The sequence below is a fragment of the Salibaculum griseiflavum genome (assembly GCF_003129565.1).
Taxonomy (GTDB): domain Bacteria; phylum Pseudomonadota; class Alphaproteobacteria; order Rhodobacterales; family Rhodobacteraceae; genus Salibaculum; species Salibaculum griseiflavum.
Window position 1 is genome coordinate 184,033 of sequence record NZ_QETF01000005.1, and the last position, 20,760, is coordinate 204,792.

General features: G+C 64.8%; 25 protein-coding genes. 8 read left to right on the forward strand and 17 right to left on the reverse strand.

What is annotated here, in order from left to right:
• The first annotated feature begins 31 nt into the window (after positions 1-31).
• Positions 32-523 (forward strand): pantetheine-phosphate adenylyltransferase, encoded by a 492-nt coding sequence (gene coaD / locus DFK10_RS06950; RefSeq protein ID WP_109387979.1) that lies wholly within the window; start codon positions 32-34, stop codon positions 521-523.
• A gap of 130 nt (positions 524-653) precedes the next feature.
• Here coaD and DFK10_RS16445 read toward each other — a convergent pair whose 3' ends face one another.
• The 3 genes from DFK10_RS16445 to DFK10_RS16450 all read right to left on the reverse strand — a co-directional run bounded on the left by DFK10_RS16445 (position 654) and on the right by DFK10_RS16450 (position 2,264).
• On the reverse strand, positions 654-815 hold the full coding sequence (locus DFK10_RS16445) for a hypothetical protein (RefSeq protein WP_217810088.1): 162 nt from the start codon (positions 813-815) through the stop codon (positions 654-656).
• 188 nt (positions 816-1,003) lie between these two features.
• Positions 1,004-2,005, reverse strand: coding sequence for a type I glyceraldehyde-3-phosphate dehydrogenase (gene gap / locus DFK10_RS06955; protein ID WP_109387981.1), 1,002 nt, complete (start codon positions 2,003-2,005; stop codon positions 1,004-1,006).
• A 115-nt stretch (positions 2,006-2,120) separates the two neighbouring features.
• Entirely contained in the window at positions 2,121-2,264 is a 144-nt protein-coding gene (locus DFK10_RS16450; protein ID WP_217810089.1) for a hypothetical protein, read from the reverse strand.
• A gap of 95 nt (positions 2,265-2,359) precedes the next feature.
• Here DFK10_RS16450 and DFK10_RS06960 point away from each other — a divergent pair, with 95 nt between their 5' ends.
• Positions 2,360-3,457 carry an endonuclease/exonuclease/phosphatase family protein gene (locus DFK10_RS06960; RefSeq protein ID WP_146193238.1) on the forward strand — a complete coding sequence of 366 codons (1,098 nt, stop codon included), beginning with the start codon at positions 2,360-2,362 and terminating at the stop codon, positions 3,455-3,457.
• Here the strand turns inward: DFK10_RS06960 and DFK10_RS06965 are convergent.
• The 4 genes from DFK10_RS06965 to gap (DFK10_RS06980) all read right to left on the reverse strand — a co-directional run bounded on the left by DFK10_RS06965 (position 3,441) and on the right by gap (DFK10_RS06980) (position 6,058).
• The gene (locus DFK10_RS06965; protein ID WP_109387985.1) at positions 3,441-4,001 is read right to left on the reverse strand and encodes a helix-turn-helix transcriptional regulator; all 561 of its coding nucleotides are present in this window, start codon (positions 3,999-4,001) and stop codon (positions 3,441-3,443) included. The two genes, DFK10_RS06960 and DFK10_RS06965, sit on opposite strands and share 17 nt — an antisense overlap.
• Complete coding sequence (locus DFK10_RS06970; RefSeq protein WP_109387988.1) at positions 4,001-4,540, reverse strand: cytochrome b/b6 domain-containing protein; 540 nt, start codon at positions 4,538-4,540, stop codon at positions 4,001-4,003. Before DFK10_RS06970 ends, DFK10_RS06965 begins: the two co-directional genes overlap by 1 nt.
• 54 nt (positions 4,541-4,594) lie before the next feature.
• On the reverse strand, positions 4,595-4,843 hold the full coding sequence (locus DFK10_RS06975) for a PepSY domain-containing protein (protein WP_109387990.1): 249 nt from the start codon (positions 4,841-4,843) through the stop codon (positions 4,595-4,597).
• Between the two features lie 213 nt (positions 4,844-5,056).
• Entirely contained in the window at positions 5,057-6,058 is a 1,002-nt protein-coding gene (gap, locus tag DFK10_RS06980; protein ID WP_109387992.1) for a type I glyceraldehyde-3-phosphate dehydrogenase, read from the reverse strand.
• A 202-nt stretch (positions 6,059-6,260) separates the two neighbouring features.
• Between gap (DFK10_RS06980) and DFK10_RS06985 the strand changes: the two genes are divergently transcribed.
• The gene (locus DFK10_RS06985) at positions 6,261-7,202 is read left to right on the forward strand and encodes a DUF808 domain-containing protein (RefSeq protein WP_109387994.1); all 942 of its coding nucleotides are present in this window, start codon (positions 6,261-6,263) and stop codon (positions 7,200-7,202) included.
• Between the two features lie 4 nt (positions 7,203-7,206).
• Here the strand turns inward: DFK10_RS06985 and DFK10_RS06990 are convergent, their stop codons facing one another.
• Positions 7,207-7,794: a DUF4329 domain-containing protein gene (locus DFK10_RS06990; RefSeq protein WP_217810090.1), complete on the reverse strand. Its 588-nt coding sequence runs from the start codon at positions 7,792-7,794 to the stop codon at positions 7,207-7,209.
• 106 nt (positions 7,795-7,900) lie between these two features.
• Positions 7,901-9,922: a transketolase gene (gene tkt / locus DFK10_RS06995; RefSeq protein ID WP_109387998.1), complete on the reverse strand. Its 2,022-nt coding sequence runs from the start codon at positions 9,920-9,922 to the stop codon at positions 7,901-7,903.
• A gap of 312 nt (positions 9,923-10,234) precedes the next feature.
• Between tkt and DFK10_RS07000 the strand changes: the two genes are divergently transcribed.
• Together DFK10_RS07000 and DFK10_RS07005 are read left to right on the forward strand one after the other, a co-directional pair.
• Positions 10,235-10,744 carry a hypothetical protein gene (locus tag DFK10_RS07000; protein ID WP_109388000.1) on the forward strand — a complete coding sequence of 170 codons (510 nt, stop codon included), beginning with the start codon at positions 10,235-10,237 and terminating at the stop codon, positions 10,742-10,744.
• Positions 10,731-11,123 carry a cell division protein ZapA gene (locus DFK10_RS07005; protein WP_109388002.1) on the forward strand — a complete coding sequence of 131 codons (393 nt, stop codon included), beginning with the start codon at positions 10,731-10,733 and terminating at the stop codon, positions 11,121-11,123. Before DFK10_RS07000 ends, DFK10_RS07005 begins: the two co-directional genes overlap by 14 nt.
• A 20-nt stretch (positions 11,124-11,143) precedes the next feature.
• On the opposite strand, the gene DFK10_RS07010 is transcribed toward DFK10_RS07005, so the two are convergent.
• From DFK10_RS07010 to purL, 8 genes are all read right to left on the reverse strand, one after another.
• Positions 11,144-11,866, reverse strand: a complete 723-nt coding sequence (locus DFK10_RS07010; protein ID WP_109388004.1) for an amino acid ABC transporter ATP-binding protein — start codon at positions 11,864-11,866, stop codon at positions 11,144-11,146.
• Positions 11,866-12,729, reverse strand: coding sequence for an amino acid ABC transporter permease (locus DFK10_RS07015; RefSeq protein WP_235866784.1), 864 nt, complete (start codon positions 12,727-12,729; stop codon positions 11,866-11,868). Before DFK10_RS07015 ends, DFK10_RS07010 begins: the two co-directional genes overlap by 1 nt.
• A 4-nt stretch (positions 12,730-12,733) precedes the next feature.
• A complete protein-coding gene (locus DFK10_RS07020) occupies positions 12,734-13,558 on the reverse strand; it encodes an ABC transporter substrate-binding protein (RefSeq protein ID WP_109388008.1) in 825 nt (274 codons plus the stop codon).
• A 126-nt stretch (positions 13,559-13,684) separates the two neighbouring features.
• Entirely contained in the window at positions 13,685-14,047 is a 363-nt protein-coding gene (gene grxD, locus DFK10_RS07025; protein ID WP_109388010.1) for a Grx4 family monothiol glutaredoxin, read from the reverse strand.
• A gap of 41 nt (positions 14,048-14,088) precedes the next feature.
• Positions 14,089-14,328: a hypothetical protein gene (locus tag DFK10_RS07030; RefSeq protein WP_109388012.1), complete on the reverse strand. Its 240-nt coding sequence runs from the start codon at positions 14,326-14,328 to the stop codon at positions 14,089-14,091.
• 21 nt (positions 14,329-14,349) lie between these two features.
• The gene (locus DFK10_RS07035; RefSeq protein WP_109388014.1) at positions 14,350-14,586 is read right to left on the reverse strand and encodes a BolA family protein; all 237 of its coding nucleotides are present in this window, start codon (positions 14,584-14,586) and stop codon (positions 14,350-14,352) included.
• On the reverse strand, positions 14,553-15,200 hold the full coding sequence (locus DFK10_RS07040; RefSeq protein ID WP_109388016.1) for a hypothetical protein: 648 nt from the start codon (positions 15,198-15,200) through the stop codon (positions 14,553-14,555). The genes DFK10_RS07035 and DFK10_RS07040 overlap by 34 nt, the downstream gene beginning before the upstream one ends.
• Before the next feature lie 2 nt (positions 15,201-15,202).
• Positions 15,203-17,362 (reverse strand): phosphoribosylformylglycinamidine synthase subunit PurL, encoded by a 2,160-nt coding sequence (gene purL, locus DFK10_RS07045; RefSeq protein ID WP_109388018.1) that lies wholly within the window; start codon positions 17,360-17,362, stop codon positions 15,203-15,205.
• A 130-nt stretch (positions 17,363-17,492) separates the two neighbouring features.
• Here purL and DFK10_RS07050 point away from each other — a divergent pair, with 130 nt between their 5' ends.
• Genes DFK10_RS07050 through DFK10_RS07060 form a run of 3 tightly spaced genes read left to right on the forward strand, consistent with a single transcriptional unit; the run spans position 17,493 to position 20,410 of the window.
• Positions 17,493-18,533: a pyridoxal-phosphate dependent enzyme gene (locus tag DFK10_RS07050; RefSeq protein ID WP_109388060.1), complete on the forward strand. Its 1,041-nt coding sequence runs from the start codon at positions 17,493-17,495 to the stop codon at positions 18,531-18,533.
• Entirely contained in the window at positions 18,530-19,663 is a 1,134-nt protein-coding gene (locus DFK10_RS07055; protein ID WP_109388020.1) for a M24 family metallopeptidase, read from the forward strand. Before DFK10_RS07050 ends, DFK10_RS07055 begins: the two co-directional genes overlap by 4 nt.
• A gap of 3 nt (positions 19,664-19,666) precedes the next feature.
• Entirely contained in the window at positions 19,667-20,410 is a 744-nt protein-coding gene (locus DFK10_RS07060; RefSeq protein WP_109388022.1) for a maleate cis-trans isomerase family protein, read from the forward strand.
• Positions 20,411-20,760 lie beyond the last annotated feature (350 nt).

The following is a 20,760-nucleotide window of genomic DNA, read 5'->3' on the forward strand; positions in this document are numbered from 1 at the left end:
CGGCAAAACCGATTGTCCGAGAGGATCCGCCATGCGCACAGGCCTTTATCCCGGCACGTTCGACCCGGTCACGCTGGGTCATGTGGATATCATCCGCCGTGCCTGCACCCTGGTGGACCGGTTGGTCATCGGCGTGGCCATCAATCGCGACAAGGGGCCCCTTTTCACGCTGGAAGAGCGTGTCGCGATGATCGAGGCGGAATGCGCGGCCCTGTCGGCGGAAACCGGGGTCGAGATCATCGCCCATCCCTTCGAAAACCTGCTGATCGACTGTGCCAATGACGTGGGCGCGCAGATCATCCTGCGCGGCCTGCGCGCGGTGGCGGATTTCGAATATGAATACCAGATGGTTGGCATGAACCGGGCGCTGGATGACCGGATCGAAACCGTTTTCCTGATGGCCGATGCCCAGCATCAGGCCATCGCGTCGAAACTGGTCAAGGAAATCGCGCGTCTGGGTGGCGATGTCTCGAAATTCGTCACACCCGCGGTGGAGCAGGCCTTGAAGGATCGCCTTGGCTGAACCGGGCTGATCCGGCGGGGCGGCTGCGCCGCGCAGGTTTGTCGGAAAAATCTGGGGCGCAATACAAAACCCCGGCGGATGGGGGATACCGCCGGGGCCAAATGAGTTTATCTGCCAAGATGAAGGCGCGTTAGCCGTAGACGGCCTTGTGAGCGATCTTGCTGGCATCGCCGGTGTAGAAGCCCAGATCTTCCAATGCGATTTCGCGCGGCAGGTTCTGCAGTTCACGCTTGGTGCGGGCATAGGCGGCACGCTTTTTCAGGGCCGTGCGGAGGGTTGCGAAAGCGGACATGTCAATCTCCTTTTGTGTGGCCGTTCCGTTGTCTTGAACTGACATATAGGGATGCTGCGCTGCGGCACCACTGACAGTTTGCGCTAACGGCTTTGCATTGGCTGCATGGCGGCAAGGCTTTGACATGTATGGAAAAAACCGCCCCTAGGGGCGGTTTTGACGTTTTCGGCGCGGCGTTCCCCCCTGAATCAGAGGTATTTGCCCATCTCGACCGCGGTGTCCGACATCCGGTTGGAGAAGCCCCATTCGTTGTCATACCAGGTCAGGATACGCACCATCGTGCCCTCCATCACCTTGGTCTGATCCGTGTGGAAGACGCTGGAATGCGGATCATGGTTGAAATCGGAGCTGACCAGCGGCTTGTCGGTATAGCCGAGGATCCCCTTGAGCGGGCCATCGGCGGCCTTGCGGATCGCGGCATTGACCTCCTCGGCGGTGGTTTCGCGGGCGGCCTCGAAGGTCAGGTCCACGACCGATACATTCGGGGTCGGCACGCGGATCGCCACGCCGTCGAGCTTGCCGTTGAGTTCCGGCAGCACCAGCCCCACGGCCTTGGCCGCGCCAGTGGAGGTCGGGATCATCGAGAGGGCGGCGGCGCGGGCGCGGTAGAGATCCGAATGCATCGTGTCCAGCGTCGGCTGGTCGCCGGTATAGGAGTGGATCGTCGTCATGAAGCCCTTGACGATGCCGATCTCGTCATCGAGCACCTTGGCCACCGGGGCCAGACAATTGGTGGTGCAGGACGCGTTGGAGACCACCACATCGGAGCCCGACAGCTGATCGTGGTTGACGCCGTAGACGATGGTCTTGTCCGCATCCTTGCCGGGGGCCGAGATCAGCACCCGCGACGATCCGTTGTCCAGATGTGCCTGGCAGTCGTCCTTGCTGCGGAAGATGCCGGTGCACTCCATGACAACGTCGACGTCCGACCAGGGCAGGTCGGCGGGATTGCGGATCGCCGTCACCCTGATCGGGCCGCGGCCCACGTCGATGCTGTCCTCGGTGGTCTTCACCTCGACCGGGAAGCGGCCGTGGACACTGTCGAACTGCAGCAGGTGGGCATTGGTCTCGACCGGGCCGAGATCGTTGATGGCCACGACCTCGATATCGGTGCGGCCGGATTCGATGATGGCCCGCAGGACGTTGCGGCCGATGCGACCGAACCCGTTGATGGCGACTTTGACTGGCATTGGCTGGCCCTCCGTATGGATTGGCATGTGGCGGCCCGCGGATCGGCCCGCTGTTGGCGCTAACATCCGCTTTTTTGCCAAAAGGTCAACCCGGCATTGCGCCGGGCCCGCACCATCAGCGCCAGAAGGCGATATACTGGATCAGCTCCATGAACTTGCGGCCCAAGTATAGCGGCGCGTCCCAGTTCAGCACGAAGTGATCAAGGGCGAAGAACGCCGCAATCAGAAGCACCAGCCATATCGCGAGCCTGTTGGTCATGCGCCCATCTAGGCGCGGGCGGGTGAAAAGGTAAAGCGGGAAGGCCGGGTCCGTGCTACCCTATGGTTGTATTGCAGGCCATTCATGAGGGTATCATGGCATTTTATCAATCCATCAAGAATTCGTACCGCTACCCGCGCGGAGATGCGCAACCGGGCCAGTCGGGCTGGATCGCGGACAGGTTGTTGCGCCTGCGCGCCTTGCTCAATGCCGAGATCGTGTCGCGCCGCGCGCCCAATTCGCTGATCATCGGGTCGTGGAACATCCGGCATTTCGATGGCGGGCGGCCGCGCCTGCCCGAGAGCTTTCACTACATTGCCGAGATCATCGACCATTTCGACATCTGCGCGTTGCAGGAGGTCAAGTCGGTCGAGTCGATGGAGCAGTTGATGGGGCTTCTGGGCCCGAACTGGGATTATTTCATCAATGACAGTTCCGGGGCCGGGCGCGGGAACCATGAACGGATGGCCTTCGTCTATAACCGGAACCGGGTGTTCTTTCGCAACCTGATCGGTGAGCTGGTGATCGAGAAGGGCGCGCTGCCGGGGGATGAGCAGATCGGGCGCACGCCGTTCTTCGCGTCGTTCCAGGCCGGGTGGTTCCGGTTCGTCCTGTGTTCGGCGCATATCGTGTTCGAGGAAACCGAGGGCCGCCCCCTGCGCGAGGACGAGATTCGCGTGATCGCGGAGATCCTGAAGGACCGGGCCAAGGACACGGACGAGGTGCATGTCTTCATCGGCGACATGAATATCGAAGAGCCCGGCGACCCGGGGCACCGGGCCTTGACCTCAAATGGCTTCGAGGTGCCCGACCTCGGCCCCACCTCTCTGACCGGCACCAAGCATTACGACCAGATCGCCTTCAGCGGGTTGCAGGACAAGACGGAGATGCTGAACCGAGGCGCGATACACTGGCAAGAGGCCGTGTTCACCGATGCCGAAATGGAGGCCTATCGGGATATCGCAAAGGCGATCCGGCGGCGCCGGAAATCGGGCGAGGGGTTCTGGGATTTCCATACGTCCATCCAGCGCGCGCTGGCGGCGGGCGAGGACGTGGGCGAGGCCTATTCCGACTGGGAGGGGGAGTATTCCAGTTGGCGCACCCATGAGATGTCCGATCACCTGCCGATCTGGATCGAACTGAAGGTGGATTATTCAAACGAATACCTGTTGGGGATCAAGAAACGGGGCTGACCCCGGGCCGCGACGCGGGGGCGGGCGGGTTGTCCGCCCCTGTCTCGGTTGCGACGGGCATGGCCATCAGGTCTTCGATCAGCAGGCTCAGCAACTCGCCCCGGTTCGTGACCTCGGCCTTGCGGTAGATCGCGTTGAGGTGGGACTTGACGGTGCCCTCGGCCGAGCCGCGCAGCTCGGCGATTTCCGAGATCGAGAAGCCCTTGACCATGAAATGCGCGATGTCGCGTTCCGCAGGCGTCAGGCCCCAGCCCTGGAAGTGCTCCTCGATCACGTCGTGGAAGGCCGATGCGGCGATCGAGACCTGGTGCTCCAAGTGCGCCGAGCGGCGCAGAAGCGTCAGCAGGTAGCGGGTTTCGATCACCACCGCCGAGATCAGCGCCAGCGCGGCCACCAGTTCGATCGCGAAATGCCAGTCGGACAGGGCCGTCAGGCCCAGGGCGACCCCGTCGGCCCCCACATCCCAGAGGAAAAAGCCCGCACACAGAACCTGGGCGGCAATCAGCGCCATCAGCGCGGCGGGCTTTTTCGATGTGCCTTGCATCACTCGACGATCCTAGCACCTTCCGGCACGGTCTTGACACCTGTCACCATCGCCTGCGGCAAATTCACGCCCGTGCGGCGGCTTTCCCAGATCACGGCGGCGACATGGGCGATGATCGATATCTCGGCCCAGACGACAAGGGCTTCGTGCATCTCTTCGACCCATTCCGTGCCCCAATAGGCATTGGTCGTCATCATGTAGCCGGTCGCGCCGATCCCGGCGAGGGTGGCCAGCAGGTTGAAGATCATCAGCGCGCCCAGCGGCGTGTGGCCCAGATGTACGGCGCGGCGTCCCGTGGCGATGTCCGAAACCTGTTCGAAGACGGCCTTGGGCGTTGGGAAGAGGCTGGCGAAGCGGGCGTGGCGCGGGCCGATCAGACCCCAGACCAACCGGAAGGCGACAAGGCCCACCACGACATAGCCCACGGCTTCGTGCAGCTTGCTTTCATCCTCGGTGAGGAACGCGTTGGCGACGAAGGCCGCGACCAGCGTCCAGTGAAACAGGCGGACCAGCGGGTCCCAGATGCGATGTTTGGTCATGGGGGGCTCCCTTTGTTGGTGGGGGCGGGCCGCAGCACGGCCCGCGCGCCGGGCTCAGTCGTCCATCTTGGTGCGCAGCACGGTCAGGTCATCGGCGAGGTAGACCTCGTAGCGGCCACCGTCCTTGACGGCGTAGACCTCGTACATGCCGTCCTCGATCTGGATCTGGCGCACCTCGTAGCCCTGGGCGGTCAGCATCTCGGTGATCTCGGCCTTACGGGCGTCGGTCAGGTCGGCGCGGCTGGCGGCGAAAGCGCCGGAGGCGGCGGTGGCAAGGGCGGTGGCGAGAAGAAGAGCTTTCATGGGTCCTGTCCTTTCGGGTTCGCGGCGGGCCGGGATGGCGCGCCGTCCGGGGACAAGATTGGGGCGGGCAGGGGCGCAGCGGAATCGGTCCGAAGTTGTATCCGCGGCGTTTCTGCCAGCGGTTTACGGGCCTGCAACCGCAGTTGCAGAGCGGCGATCCGCCCATGAAAAAGGGGCCCCGAAAGGCCCCTTGTCGTTGTCTGCTATGTAGTGTCAGTGCAGACGACCCATATGTCCGGCAACATCGGCCATGCGCACCGAGAAGCCCCATTCGTTGTCGTACCAGGCCAGCACGCGCACGGTGCGTGCGCCAATGACCTTGGTCTGGTCGGGGGCGAAGATCGAGCTTTGCGGCGTGTGATTGAAATCGACGGACACTTTCGGCTCCGGGTCATAGGCCATGACCATGCCCATATGGCCGGCGCAGGCCTCGGCGACGATCTCGTTGACGTTCTCGGCGGTGACGTCGCGCGCGGCTTCGAAGGTCAGGTCGACGCAGGAGACATTGGGCGTGGGCACGCGCATGGCGGTGCCGTCCAGCTTGCCTTCCATCTCGGGCAGCACTTCCTTGAGCGCCTTGGCGGCCCCGGTCGAGGTCGGGATCATCGCCATGGCGGCGGCGCGGGCGCGGTAGAGATCCTTGTGGCGACGGTCCAGCGTCGGCTGGTCGCCGGTATAAGAATGGATCGTGGTCATGATGCCGCGTTCGATACCGATCCCGTCGTTGAGCACCTTGACCAGCGGCGCCAGGCAATTGGTGGTGCAGGACCCGTTGGACACCATCCGGTCCTCGGCGTCCAGGCTGCGGTGATTGACGCCGTAGACGATGGTCTTGTCGACATTGGTTGCCGGCGCCGAGATCAGAACCTTGCCCGCGCCCCGTTCCAGGTGAACGGCGGATTTGACGCCGTCATTGAACTGGCCGGTGCATTCCAGCACCACGTCGACGCCATCCCAGTCCAGCTCTTGCGGGTCATAGGTCGACATCATGTCGATCGGGCCGCGGCCCAGATCCAGCTTGCCGTCGACCACATCGACCTGGCCGGCGAAGCGGCCATGCACGCTGTCATAACGCAGCAGGTGCGCATTGGTCTCGACCGGGCCGGTGGCGTTGATCTTGACGACCTGAACGTCGTTGCGAGCGGCCTCGGCGATATGGGCGAGGGTGCAGCGGCCGATGCGACCGAATCCGTTGATGCCGATAGTGACGGTCATGGGGGGCTCCTGTAGGGGCGTGGTAGGGCTCTTCTACGCGGTGTGCCATTGTATACCAAGTCCAAATACGACGCTTTGCCAACAGTTTAGCGGTAACGGAGGCAGGGTTGCCACGGTTTGCGCTAACCGTTTGCGCCAACATCTCCCCATTGTTCCCACGGCTTGGGCCGCTAAGCTGTCCCAAACGAATCTGGAGACGAGTATGAGTGGGCTTCTGGCACTTCTTGACGATGTCGCGGCGATTGCGAAACTGGCGGCCTCTAGCGTCGATGACGTGGCCGGCATGGCCGCCAAGGCGGGGTCCAAGGCCGCCGGCGTGGTGATCGACGACGCGGCGGTGACGCCGAAATACGTTCATGGGCTGGACCCCAAGCGCGAATTGCCGATCATCTGGAAGATCGCTCGCGCCAGTTTCTTCAACAAGCTGGTGATCCTGCTGCCGGTGGCACTGGCGCTCAATGCCTTCGCGCCGTGGCTGATCACGCCGCTTCTGATGCTGGGTGGGTTCTACCTGTGTTTCGAAGGGGCCGAAAAGGTATTCCACTGGCTCTTCCCCCATGGCGACGCGAAGGTGGAAGAGGACATGGACGTCGGCGACCCTGTCCATCTGGAGGAAACCCGCGTGCGCGGTGCCATCAAGACAGATTTCATCCTCTCGGCCGAGATCATGACCATCACCCTCGCCGCCATCCCCGAAGGCGGGTTCTGGCTGGAGGCCGCGACCCTGGCCGTCGTGGCCATTGTCATCACTGCCGCCGTCTATGGCACCGTGGCGCTGATCGTGAAGATGGACGATATCGGCCTGGCACTGGCGGCCAGGGGACGCACGGGTCTGGGCCGGGGCCTGGGCCGAGGGCTGGTCAAGGGCATGCCCCACGTGATGAAGGTTCTGTCCTTCGTGGGAACGGTGGCGATGCTTTGGGTCGGTGGGTCGATCCTGGTCCACGGAACCCATGATCTGGGCTGGCACATGCCCTACGACCTGATCCATGACGCGGCCGCCGCCGTGGCTGATGGCGGTTTCGGCAACTGGGCCGTGACGGCGGGGCTGGATGGCATCGTCGGCCTGATCGCGGGGCTGTCGCTGATCCCGGTGGTGACGCGGGTCATTGCCCCGCTGATGGGCAAGTCCGCCGCCCACTAGCGGGTCAATAGGCCGCCATGCGACGGGTCAGATCCTCTATCGAATAGCTGGTACGGATCCCGGCCTCGTCCACGGGCCGGAACCCCGGGTCCATGAAGACGCAGCCAAGCCCGCAGACCTGCCGCACGCGGCGCGTTCCGTAATCCACGTGCCACAGCCGCCCGCCCGGTGTGCTGACATAGCCGTCAAGGCCAAGTTGGAAATCACTGGCCAGATCCTGCGCCGACGGCACCTCGTTGTCATAGCCGGCCGCGAATGCGCTGTGGGTGTGGTAGGATGCGAAAACGCCGCTGCCCGGCTCGGGCACCTCCATGTCGCAGCCGGAAAATGAACCGACCCGCGGTGTCGTGGCCGCGAGGTCCCCGTCCGGATCGACATAGAAGAAGCCGCACAATTCCCGACGCAACGCGATGGAGCGCGGCTGGATCGCATCGAGAAACGCCCGTGCGAAGGCGGCGGCCTGCGCGTCCTGCGGTATTTCCGAGGCGGCGAGCGGGACTGCCGGGCTGGTGCCATAAGAGGCCGGGCGCTGCGCCGGCATGGCGCAGGCGGTCAGGACAAGGAGAGCCAGAAAGGCAATGGGGCGGCGCATGAGACGATCCAGCCTAGGAGACATCCGATCATAGCAAGCCATCAGTGGTGCTGGCCAGAGCCGCTGTCAGGGGGCGGCGACGCGCCGCCGCCCCCCGTTGCCACGATCACGCCAGCAGGTCGCGGACCTTCTGCGCCACGGCCTCGGCGGTGATGCCGAACTCTTCGAACAGGGTTTTCGCCGGGGCGGAGGCCCCGAAGCTGTCCATGCCGACGAAACCGGCCTTCTGTTCGCGGCCACGTTCGCCCAGCAGCCACTGGTCCCAGCCCTGGCGCACGCCGGCCTCGACGGCCACGCGCACAGGCCCGCCGGGCAGGACGCGCTTGCGATATTTCTCGTCCTGTGCGGCGAACAGTTCCATCGACGGCATCGACACCACGCGGGTGCCGATCCCCTCGGCCTCGAGCATCTCCCGCGCGGCCAGGGCGACCGAGACTTCAGAGCCGGAGGCCATCAGGATCGCCTGCCGCTTGGCGGCCTCGGCGTCCTTCAGGACATAGGCGCCCTGGGCCGTGAGGTTCTTGGTCTTGTGCTCGGTCCGGACAGTGGGCAGCCCCTGCCGCGACAGGGCCAGCGCGCTTGGTGTGGCCTTCTCGGTCAGGGCGATTTCCCAGGCTTCGGCCACCTCGATCGTGTCGGCGGGGCGGATCACGTTGAGGTTCGGCGTGGCGCGCATCAGGGCAAGGTGTTCGACCGGCTGGTGCGTTGGGCCGTCTTCGCCCAGCCCGATGGAATCGTGGCTGACCACGTAGACCACGGGCACGCCCATCAGCGAGCTGAGCCGCATGGCACCCCGCATGTAGTCGACGAAACACATGAAGGTGCCGCCATAGGGGCGGATGCCGCCATGCAGGGCCATGCCGTTCATCATCGCGGCCATGCCGTGTTCACGGATGCCGTAATGGATGTAGCGGCCTTCGCGGTCCTCGGGGGTGAACACGCCCAGATCGCCGGTCTTGGTGTTGTTGGACCCGGTCAGGTCGGCCGATCCGCCCAGGGTTTCGCTCATAAGCGGGTTGATCACCTCCAGCACCTTCTGGCTGGAGGCGCGGGTGGCCAGTTTCGGCGCCTCTTCCGCGAATTGCTTCTTCAGGGCCTTGATCGTGGCCGCCAGTTTCTTGGGGGCCTCAAGGGCGAAGCTTCGGGTGAACTCGTCCTGCTTCGCTTTCGAGAGCTTGGCAAAGGCAGCGTCCCATTCGTTGCGGGCTGCGGCCCCGCGCTGGCCCAAGCCTTCCCACCAGGCCTTGACGGCGGGGTCGACCTCGAAATCGCCCATGGGGGCGCCGTAAGCCTCTTTCGTGGCGCGCAGCTGGTCGGCATCGGTCAGGGCACCGTGCCCCTTGGATGTGTCCTGCGCGGCATGGCCAAGGGCGATATGGGTCTTGCACGAGATCATCGAAGGGCGCGGATCGGCCTTGGCGGCGACAATGGCCGCATCGATGGCGGCCGGGTCATGACCGTCGATTTCCTGCACATGCCAGCCCGAGGCGGCAAAACGCGCCGACTGGTCGGTGGCATCGGCCATGTCGACGGTGCCGTCGATCGTGATGTTGTTGTTGTCGAAGAAGACGATCAGGTGCCCCAGCTGCTGCATGCCGGCCAGGCCGATCGCTTCCTGGCTGACGCCTTCCATCAGGCAGCCGTCGCCGGCCATGACATAGGTGTGGTGATTGATGATCTTCTTACCCCATCGCGCCCGCAGCGCCTCCTCGGCGATGGCGAAGCCGACCGAGTTGGCGATGCCCTGGCCGAGCGGACCGGTCGTGGTCTCGACTCCTTCAAGATGGCCATATTCGGGGTGCCCGGCAGTGCGGCTGCCCCATTGGCGGAAATCCTTGAGCTGCTGCAGCGTGGCCTGCTCGTAGCCGGTCAGGTAGAGCAGTGAGTAGATCAGCATGGAGCCATGCCCGGCCGACAGGATGAAACGGTCGCGGTCGGGCCAATGCGGGGCCTTGGGATCGAACCGAAGGTGGTTGCCGAAAAGAACGGTCGCCACATCGGCCATGCCCATTGGCATGCCGGAATGGCCGGAATTGGCCGCGGCCACGGCATCGAGGGTCAGGGTGCGGATGGCGGCGGCGCGGGCCCAGTGATCGGGATTGGCGCTGCGAAGGGCTTGGATATCCACGGAGGTTTCGTCCTTTTGGTGTCACAACTGGCTGCAGCGGTCATAGCAGGGCGCCCCCCAAGATCAAGGCAAGGCTGCGATACGCATCAAGGGTGCGGTATAACGGACTGAAAAGGCGGGCCTATCGGGGTTTGCCGACCCCTCGGCAATGGCATAGTCTTTTTCCACAGACCCGCGATTCGGCAACGGGGCACGGCCACGGCACAGGCCCGGTCGGGTCGGACGGGCCCGGATGCCCCGCGATTTGGCCGGATCGTGGCGCTGTTAGGCAGCCCCGCCGGCGCGGGGCAGGCCCAAGGAAAGGACGGGCAGATGAGTGACATCTCGGATTTCGAGACGCGGATTTCAGCGGCGCTGGATCGTATACGCAAGGCGTCCGAAAACGTGTCGGCGAGCGGGGCGAAACCCGCGCCCGACAGCGCGCCGGACACCGCCGAACTGGAGGCGATGCGCACCCAGCTCGACGAGGAGCGCACGGCGAACGCCCAGTTGGAAGAGCGGGTAAAGCTGCTCAAGCAGCGCCAGGACGGCAAGCTGAGCGAGCTGGAAAGCGCAGTCGAGGCGAACCGCAAGCGAACCGCCGGGATGGACCGCGAATTGCAGCGCCTGCGTCAGGTCAATGCCGAACTGCGCGACATCAACGACCAGCTCCGCCGCGCGGTCGAGGCGGGCGTGAGCGAACCGCATCTGGTCAACAAGGCCATGATGGCGGAACTGGACGCGCTGCGCGCCACCCGCGCGGCCGACGCCGCCGAGATGGATGCGATCATTGGCGAATTGCGCCCCATCATCGAACAGGAGGCAGACGATGCCGCAGGTTGAGATCACCATCGGGGGCCGCAGTTTCGAAGTGGCCTGCCAGGAGGGCGAAGAGCATTTTCTGCATGCGGCGGCCGCCATGCTGGACACCGAGGCCACGGCTCTGTCGTCGCAGATCGGGCGGATGCCCGAAAGCCGCATGTTGCTGATGGCCGGGCTGATGCTGGCCGACCGGACGGCGGCGCTCGAAGACAAGGTTCGCGCGGCCGAAACCGAGACCGCGGAGGCGCGCGCACGTCTCGAGGCGCTGGAATCCAATCCGCCCGAGGCGCAGCGCGTCGAGGTGCCCGTGGTTCCGGCCGAGGTCACCGATACGCTGGCCGAGCTGGCGGCGCGGGCCGAGGCGCTGGCCGAGGAACTGGAAGAGCGCGACCGGGCCTGACACAAGCCCCGGGCGAAGGCCTAGAGCACGCGGGACAGAAAGGCGCGGGTGCGTGCCTTTTGGGGGGCTTCGAAGATCTGCGACGGCGGGCCCTGTTCCGCGATCCGGCCGGCATCCAGGAAACAGATCTTGTCGGCCAGTTCGGCGGCGAATTTCATCTCGTGCGTCGCCAGAACCATGGTCATCCCCTCGCTGCGCAACTGGCGCAGCACGTCCAGCACCTCGCCCACCAGTTCCGGGTCCAGAGCGCTGGTGATCTCGTCGAACAGCATGATCTCCGGGCGCATGGCCAAGGCCCGCACGATGGCCACGCGCTGCTGCTGGCCGCCCGAAAGCTGGTCGGGATAGTGCTGCATCCGGTCGGCCAGCCCGAACCGGGTGAACAGCTCTGTCACCTGCGGCCGCAGGGCCTCGCGGGTCTTGCCATGCACCCGGCGCGGGGCAAGCATCACGTTTTCCTCGGCGGTCATGTGTGGGAACAGGTTGTAGGACTGGAACACCATGCCGATACGGCGGCGCACCGGATCGGGGTTCAGGCCGGGTTCGGAAATATCCTGCCCGTCGAGGAAAACCGCCCCGTCATCAATGGGTTCCAGCAGGTTGATGCAGCGCAGCAGGGTGGATTTTCCCGACCCCGAGGCGCCGATCAGGCAGACCATCTCGCCGCGCTCGACGGTCAGGGAAATGCCGTTCAGCACGCGGTTTCCCCCGAAGGATTTGGCAACGTCACGCAATTCCAGCATCAGGACCTCTCGCGCCGCTGGCGGGCGATCAGGTAATCGGCATATCGCGTCGCGGGGATCGTCACCGACAGGAAAATCAATGCCGCCCCTACATAGGGTGTGAAATTGGCCAGCAAGGACTTGAAGACACCGGCCTGTCGCAGCACCTCGACCGGGCCGATGAAGGACAGCAGCGCCACATCCTTCTGCAGCGCGATCAGCATGTTCATGTTGGCCGGCACCACCCGGCGGATCGCCTGTGGCAGCACCACGAAGCGCATCGTGTCCGACTGGCTGAGGCCCAGAGAGGCCGCGGCGGCTCGCTGGCTGTCATGGATGGATTCGATGCCCGAGCGAAAGATCTCGGCCACATAGGCCGAGTAGGTGAGGACGAGCGCCACGGTGCCCCAGATATAGGGTGAATTCCAGGGCCGGGGCAGGCCGAGGCCGGGAATGCCGAAGCCGATCAGGTAGACCACAAGGATCACCGGGATGCCGCGAAAGATATCCGTGTAGAGGATACCGAAGAGTTTCAGCGGAAAGAGCGCCGGGTTCTTGGTGTCGCGCGCCAGCGCGATGGCCAGCGCGATGACCGTGATCAGGGGCACAGACCACAGGAAAATGGCGATGTCCCAAAGGAAGGCCTGCACGAGCCGCGGGAACGTCTGGGCGAAGACCTCGGCGTTGAAAAAGCTTTTCTTGACCGCCGCCCAGCCGGGGGCGAGGGGAACAAGCGTGACGATGGCCAACACGACCAACGTCGTGCTGACCCCCGCGATGATGTTCGAGCGCCGCCGCACGCGGGCCTCGTAGGCCTGTCGGCGCGCCGCGCGGGGCGGGGCGGCGGAGGGTGCCGCCCCGTTGGTTTTTTCTTGCAGGGTCAAGGTCTTATTCGATGACCGGCACGCCGGTTGCCTCGGCCAGCCATTCGGCCTCCAGCGCGGCAAGCGTGCCATCGTCGGTCAGGGTGGTGATGGCCGCATCGACACATGCCTTAAGCGCGCTGCCTTCTTCCATGACGAGGCCGAACTGGTCGGGGTTCTCGCTCATTTCGGGCGGGAACTGGCCGATCAGAACGCCGTCATCCAACGTCACAGCGGACAGGTAGAGCGCGGTTGGCAGGTCGAAGAGGCTGGCGTCGATCTGGTTCGCCTTCATCGCCTCGACCACGTCGGCGCTGTCATCGTAGAGCAGCAGGGAATCTTCCGGCCCGATCAGGTTTTCGATCATCGCCGGTGCCGTGGTGCTGGCCGCCGCACCCCATTTCAGGCCCTTGAGGCTGTCAACCGTGTTGGTTGCGCCGGCATCGGCGGTGGGCTGGCGGCTCAGCACGGCCGCTGCGGCGGAATAGTAGGGCAGCGAGAAGTCGATCACCTCGTCGCGCGCCTCTGTGATCGAGAATTGCTGGAGGTTGAAATCGTAGTTCTTGGCGCCGGGCTGGATGGCCTGGTCAAAGGACGACCGGGTCCATACGACCTGATCGTCGTCAAAACCCATGGCGTTCGCCACGGCATGGGCGACGGCGGCCTCGAAGCCCTCCTTGCTGGCGGGGTCGTCGTTCATCACCCACGGGTAATAGGCCGGGTTGCCGGTGGCGATTGTCAGCACACCATCCTCGATCGTGCTGCCCGCCGCGCAGTCGTTTTGGGCAAGGGCGGCGGTGGTGCCGAGCGCCAGTGCCGCAGCACTGGTCAGAAATGTCGAGAGTTTCATCTGGTATCCCCCTGTTTGGACTGCCTGAAAGAAAAAGGCCGGTCGGGGGAAAAGTCCAGCCCCGTTTCACCGGAGCCGGACTTGTTCGTAGAAGCGGGAAGCGGCCTGCGCCCCGCCGCACGCGGATCAAGCGTTGGCGTCGCGGATCTTGTCGGCGGCGTCCTTGTCATAGGTCACGCCGTTCTGGTCGAAAAGCTGATCCAGCTCGCCCGAGAGCGTCATCTCGGTGATGATATCGCAGCCGCCCACGAATTCGCCCTTCACGTAAAGCTGCGGAATGGTCGGCCAGTCGGAATAATCCTTGATGCCTTGGCGGATTTCCTCGTCGGCCAGCACGTTCACATCGGTGAACTCCACGCCCATGAAATTCAGAACCCCGGCCACGCGCTGAGAAAACCCGCATTGCGGCATGGACTTGGTGCCCTTCATGTAAAGCACCACATCGTTGGCTTTCACGGTTTCGTCGATCTGGGTCTTGGCGTCTGTCATCTTTGTTCCCTTTCTTGGCGGCGGCAGCGGTTTCACGCTTGCTAAGTCGTCTTGTCTGTTTCGGGGTCGTTATATTCGTTTGGATCGAAGTCCTCGGGGTCGAAGGCGTCCTCGTCCTCAGGGATTGCGGTCACATGGGTGGTTCCGGTTTCCTCGTCATAGACCAGCCCGTAATCGGCACTCCCCTCGGACTTGTACCGCAGGTATTCGTGGATACCTGCGTAAAGAAAGGCCACCACGAAGGGCGACAGGACAAGGGCGGCGATCAGACGGGCTTCCATGCTGGGCGACCTCTCCTTGGGCTAGTCGGGGGCGCGGGTGGTCAGCGCCAGCGCGTGCAGGTCGCCGTTAGAGCCGTCCATCTTGCCCTTGAGCGCGGCATAGACGGCGCGCTGCTGCTGGACCCGGTTCATCCCGGCAAAGCTGGGGTCGATGACCTGCGCGGCGAAATGGGCCCCGTCATCGCCCTCGACGGTGATCTGCGCGTCGGGGAAGGCTTCGCGGATCAGGTCCTCGATCTCGCCTGCGGTGATGGGCATGGGGCTCTCCTGCGTGTTGGTCTTTCCGAAGATGTAGGCTGGTCGGTGGCGGCCCGCAAGGGCTGCATCTCGCGGCGCAGATCGCGGAAAAAAGCGCGGGCGCGGCCGGGGATCGGCCCGGTGGCGAGGGTGGCGGCCAAACCGGGGGTCATGTCTTGCGGGCAGAGTGCGGCGACAAGCGAGCGGCGCTCGCGTTCGTGGTCAGGGCCAAGCGGCAAACGGCCCGCGACCACAAGCAGGTTGAGCAGCTCGTGGATGCGGCGCAGGTGGCGGAAGGTATCGAGCATGGGCGACAGGACATCGGGGTCGTCGCGCCAGCTGGCACCGCCATGCAGGGCGACGCTGCGCTGGCCCGCCCCCTCGCAATCGAAACGGGCGCAGCCGGGAAAGCCGCGCGCGGCCAGGTCGGCATGGATGGTGCAGGCATGGCCCGAGAGGTTGGGGCAGGGCTTGCCCGCCGGCTTGTCTATGGCGAATTCCGCGCCCTTGTCGAAAGCCAGCCCAACGCAGCAAAGCGCCGCACAGGCCGCGCAATCCGCGGCAAGCTCCGGCAGATCGGAGGGGTCGCCGTCCGCTGCCGTGTCGGGCGCAGATCGTGCGTCAGCGGACGCCAAGCCTAGCCCAACCGGTCCGCGAAAGCGCCGCGATAGAGTGCCGACAGCTCTTCCAGCGGGGCCTCGCTGCCGCCCATGCGCACGGTATCGCCGGTGAACTTGCCGACGAACGCGATGGGCACACCCGCCCGTCCGGCCGCGGCCATCAGTGCCTCGGCCTTGTCAAAGCTGCAGGCCACCAGATAGCGCGCCTGGTCCTCTCCGAAGAGCTGGGCGGTGTCGCCGCTGTCCAGCTGAACGCCCACGCCAGCGGCCTCGGCCAGCTCGAACGCCGCCAGCGCCAACCCGCCATCGGAGAGATCCGTGCAGACGTCGATCCAGTCGCGGTTGTCCCGAATGAAATCGCCGTGGCGCTTTTCGGCCTCAAGGTCCACGGCCGGGGCGTCGCCCTCTTCGCGTCCGAATACTTCGGCCAGAAGGGCCGATTGGCCCAGGTGCCCCTTGGTCTCGCCCAGGACAAGCGCCACGTGGCCCTCGCGCACGGTGCCGGCGATCAGGTGGTCCGCATGGTCGATCAGGCCCACGGCCCCGATCGTCGGGGTGGGCAGGATGCCCTGACCATCGGTTTCATTGTAAAGCGACACGTTGCCCGACACGATGGGCATGTCCAGCGCCGCCACCGCCTCACCGATGCCTTTGATGGCAAAGACGAACTGGCCCATGATCTCGGGCTTTTCGGGGTTGCCGAAGTTCAGGTTGTCGGTGCTGGCGAGGGGCTTGGCACCCACGGCTGTCAGGTTGCGATAGGCCTCGGCCACGGCCTGTTTGCCACCTTCGAACGGGTTGGCCTTGACGTAACGCGGTGTGACGTCGCTGGTGAAGGCCAGCAACTTGTCGGTGCCATGCACGCGGATCACGCCCGCGCCCAGCCCCGGCGTGCGCACGCTGTCGGCCATCACTTGCGTGTCGTATTGTTCATAAACCCATTGGCGCGAACAGTAATTTGGCGATCCGATCAGTGCGCGCAGCCCGTCGATCGGATCGACACCCACGACGTCACCCAGCTCGGGCGCGGGGGCTGGCTCGACCCAGGGCCGGTCATATTCGGGGGCGGAACCGGACAGGGTGGCGAGCGGCAGGTCAGCCTTGACGGTGTTGCCATGCAGGATGAGGAACCGGTCCTCGGCAATGGTTTCGCCGACGATGGCGAAATCGAGGTCCCATTTTTCGAAGACGGCGCGCGCCTCGGCCTCTTTTTCCGGGCGCAGCACCATGAGCATGCGTTCCTGGCTCTCGGACAGCATCATCTCGTAGGCGGTCATGGCCTCTTCGCGCTGGGGCACGTCGTCGAGTTGCAGCTTGACGCCCAAGCCGCCCTTGTCGCCCATTTCCACCGCCGAGCAGGTCAGGCCCGCGGCGCCCATGTCCTGGATCGAGATCACCGCGCCGGTCTCCATCAGTTCCAGCGTCGCTTCCATCAGGCGCTTTTCGGTGAAGGGGTCGCCGACCTGAACGGTGGGGCGCTTTTCCTCGATCGTGTCGTCGAATTCGGCGCTCGCCATGGTGGCGCCGCCGACGCCGTCCCGGCCGGTCTTGGCACCCAGATAGACCACCGGCATACCGATGCCCGAGGCTTCGGAATAATAGATCTTGTCCGCGTCCACCAACCCGGCGGCGAAAGCGTTCACCAGGCAGTTGCCATTATAGGCCGCGTGAAAGCGCACCTCGCCGCCCACGGTGGGCACGCCGAAACAGTTGCCGTAGCCGCCCACGCCTTCGACCACGCCATGCACAAGCTGCCGCGTCTTGGGATGATCCGGTTCGCCGAAGGACAGGGAGTTCATGGCCGCGATGGGTCGCGCTCCCATGGTGAACACGTCACGCAGGATGCCGCCCACGCCCGTTGCCGCGCCCTGGTAGGGTTCGATGTAGCTGGGGTGGTTGTGGCTTTCCATCTTGAAGACCACGGCCTGCCCGTCGCCGATATCGACGATGCCCGCGTTCTCGCCGGGGCCGCAGATCACCTGCGGGCCGTCCGTTGGCAGTGTGCGCAGCCATTTCTTGGACGACTTGTAGGAACAATGTTCGTTCCACATGGCCGAGAAGATGCCCAGCTCGGTGAATGTCGGTTCGCGCCCGATGATTTCCAGGATGCGGTCGTATTCGTCGGGCTTGAGGCCGTGGGCCTCGATCAGGTCGGGCGTGATGGCCGGCTCTTGCATGATGCGCTTTCGTCCCCGTCAGGTCTCCGTTGCGCGGTGCTTTACGACATGGGGCAGACAGGAGCAATGCGTGGCGGATCACGAAAGTTGCGCTTGACCGGGCTGACCGGCTGCGATTGGGATGTTCTCCATGAAAAGCGTGATCAATCCCCATCGGGGATCCGGCCTGCACGGAGATGCAGTTTTTGATGCCCCCGCACCCAGTATAGCCGCCGATGCGGTCGAGGCTCTTTTGCAGCGCTGTCCGGTCGCCGCGCCGACGCCGCTGATCGATGCCGGGGGGCTGGCGCAGGCATTGGGGGTCGCCAAGGCCTATATCAAGGACGAGCGCGCCCGCATGGGCCTTGGCAGTTTCAAGGCCCTTGGCGCCGCTTACGTGATCGCTCATCAGGCCGCGGCAACTGCGGCCAGCGACATGAGCACCGCGCTTTCGGGCCGCACCTATGTTACCGCCAGCGCCGGCAATCACGGTATGTCGGTGGCTGCTGGCGCGCGGGTCTTCGGCGCGGATGCCGTCGTCTATCTTGCTGATACCGTCCCGGAAAGCTTTGCCCAGAGGTTGCGTGACAAGGGCGCCGAGGTGCGCCGGGAAGGCAGCGATTACGCCACCAGCATGGACGGGGCGGAGCGCGCCGCGCGGGACGAGGGTTTCACACTGCTCTCGGACAGTTCGTGGCACGGCTACATGGACCTGCCCTGGCGGTTGATGGAGGGCTACCTGGCCATGGCCGCCGAAACCGTGCGCCAGATGCCCGAGCCGCCCACCCATATTTACTTGCAGGCCGGGGTCGGCGGGTTGGCCGGGGCGGCCGCAGCTTTCTTCCGGGAAGCCTGGGGGGATGCGCCGCAGATCATCGTGGTCGAGCCGGAAAATGCCCCCGCGCTGATCGAAAGCATTCAGGTGGGCCGGGTCGTCGATACGGCCGGCGCGGACAGCCATATGGGGCGTCTGGATTGCAAGACGCCCTCGGCCATCGCGCTGCGTGGCCTGTCGCGGGATGCCGACCAGTTTGTCACGATATCCGAGGCCGAGGGTGAGGCGGTCCTGCCGCTCTTGGCCAGGGAGGGGCTGGATACATCCAGCTCCGGCGGGGCCGGGGTGGCCGCCGTGCTGGCCGCGCCGCCAGAGGACGCGCGTATCCTGTGTATCCTCAGCGAGGCCCCTGCATGAGCGGCTTTGCCGCCGCCGAATACCAGGCCCGGCTGGACCGGGCGCAAGACATGATGGGCAAGGCGGGGCTGGGTGCGCTGTTGCTGACCACGGAACCCGAGATCCGCTATTTCACGGGGTTCCTGACGCGCTTCTGGGAAAGCCCGTCGCGGCCCTGGTTCCTGGTCGTGCCGGTCACCGGCCATCCGGTTGCGGTGATCCCCTCGATCGGCCGTGCCTTGATGGAAAAGACCTGGGTGCAGGATATCCGTTGCTGGTCGTCCCCTGATCTTGAGGATGACGGCGTCAGTCTTCTGGCCGAGACCCTCGAGGACGTGGCGCCCGAGGGGCTGATCGGTGCGCCTTCGGGTCATGAAACCCACCTGCGGATGCCGCTTGCGGATTTCGGGCGGCTTTGTGCCATGGTCGGGGTGGAACGCATGGCCGAGGATGCCGGGATCATGCGCCGCCTGCGCATGGTCAAATCCGAGGCCGAAATCGCCGCCATTCGCACCGCCTGCGATGTGGCCGGGCGCGCCTTTGCCCGGGTGGGCGAGATTGCCGGGGTCGGGGTGCCGTTGTCGCGCGTGTTCCGTGATTTCCAGCGCCTGTGCCTCGAAGAAGGGGCCGACTGGGTGCCCTACTTGGCCGGCGGGGCCGGGCCGCTGGGCTATGATGATGTGATCTCTCCCGCCACGGATGCGCCGCTGGAGCATGGCGATGTGCTCATGCTGGATACAGGGCTGGTCGTGGATGGCTATTTCTGTGACTTCGACCGCAATTTCGCGGTGGGCGCGCCCGCTCCGCAGGTCGAGGCCGCCTGGGAAACGCTGTTGCAGGCGACCGAGGCCGGCCTGAAGGCCGCGAGGCCCGGCGCGCGGGCCTGCGATGTCTTTGCCGCCATGGATCGGATCGTGGGTGGCGGCGAGGCCGGACGGCTTGGCCATGGGCTGGGCATGCAGTTGACGGAGTGGCCCTCGCTTGTCTCCGGGGATCGAACCGAACTCTCCACGGGCATGGTCCTGACACTGGAGCCGGGCATCGCCGTGCCCGGCGGTGGCATCTTGGTCCATGAGGAAAACATCGTTCTGCGCCAAGATGGGGCCGAGGTCCTGTCGCCCCGCGCCACTGGCCCCTTGCAGAGGATTTGACGCATGCGCCATCCCTTTCCCTTTTCCGTGACCGGTCCGCTTGGCTATGACGCGGCGCTGGGGCTGGTGCTGCTGCAATCGGACGAAACCATCGAAGATGAGATGCGCCGCCTGATCCCCGACACCGGCGTCGCCCTCTATCACAGCAGGGTGGAAAGCGCGCCAGAGGTCACGACTGAAACGCTCGGGCAGATGGCCCATGACCTGCCCGCCGCCGCCGGGCGGCTGCCGCGCCCGATCCATTTCGACGTGGTCGGCTATGGCTGCACCTCGGGCACCTCGGTCATCGGGCCGGAACGGATCGCCGAGCTGGTCAACCAGGGCTGCCATACCCGCCATGTCACCGAGCCGCTATCGGGACTGGTGGCGGCCTGCGAACATCTGGGCGTGTCAAAGCTGGCCTTCCTGTCGCCTTACGTCGAAGACGTGTCGAGCACCCTGCGCGGCGCCTTGGCCGCGCGCGGCGTCGACAGCCCGGTCTTCGGCAGTTTCGACGAGGCCGAGGAAACCCGGGTTGCCCGGATCGACGGCCCCTCGGTGATCGCCGCGGCAAAACACCTGGCCGGGGCAGGCGGTGTCGATGCGGTCTTCTTGTCCTGCACCAACCTGCGCAGTTTCGGCATCATCGACCAGATCGAGGCCGAGACCGGCCTGCCGGTGCTCAGCTCGAACCTCGTCCTGGGCTGGCATATGTTCCAACTGGCCGGAGCGCGGACGACGGGACCGGGGCGGCTTTTCGCGGCCTGAAAAGAAAAAAGCCGGGCACAAAGGCCCGGCGAAGTCCAACAGGGAGGTATGAAGTTGATGAGCGTTTAAGCATCATCGGCTTCAAGAGCGCAGTTAGGAGGCGCATCTGACTCGCGCAAGACTAAATGCTGCGACGCAGTAACAAAGCCGCCATGCGTTTTCTGCATGGCTGGCGCAGTGAGCGTCCCGTCTTGTGGATCAACCGGCCTCGTCACGCATCCGGGGGAATGTCCCGCTTGATGTTGAAACTTGCCTGAGTGGCGCAGCTTGATGCGAGGTTATGCGGCGTCCTTGATCTGGTCAAGCTGGTCCTTTTGGCGGTGGTCGATAAGGGCCTGCTTTAGGATTGG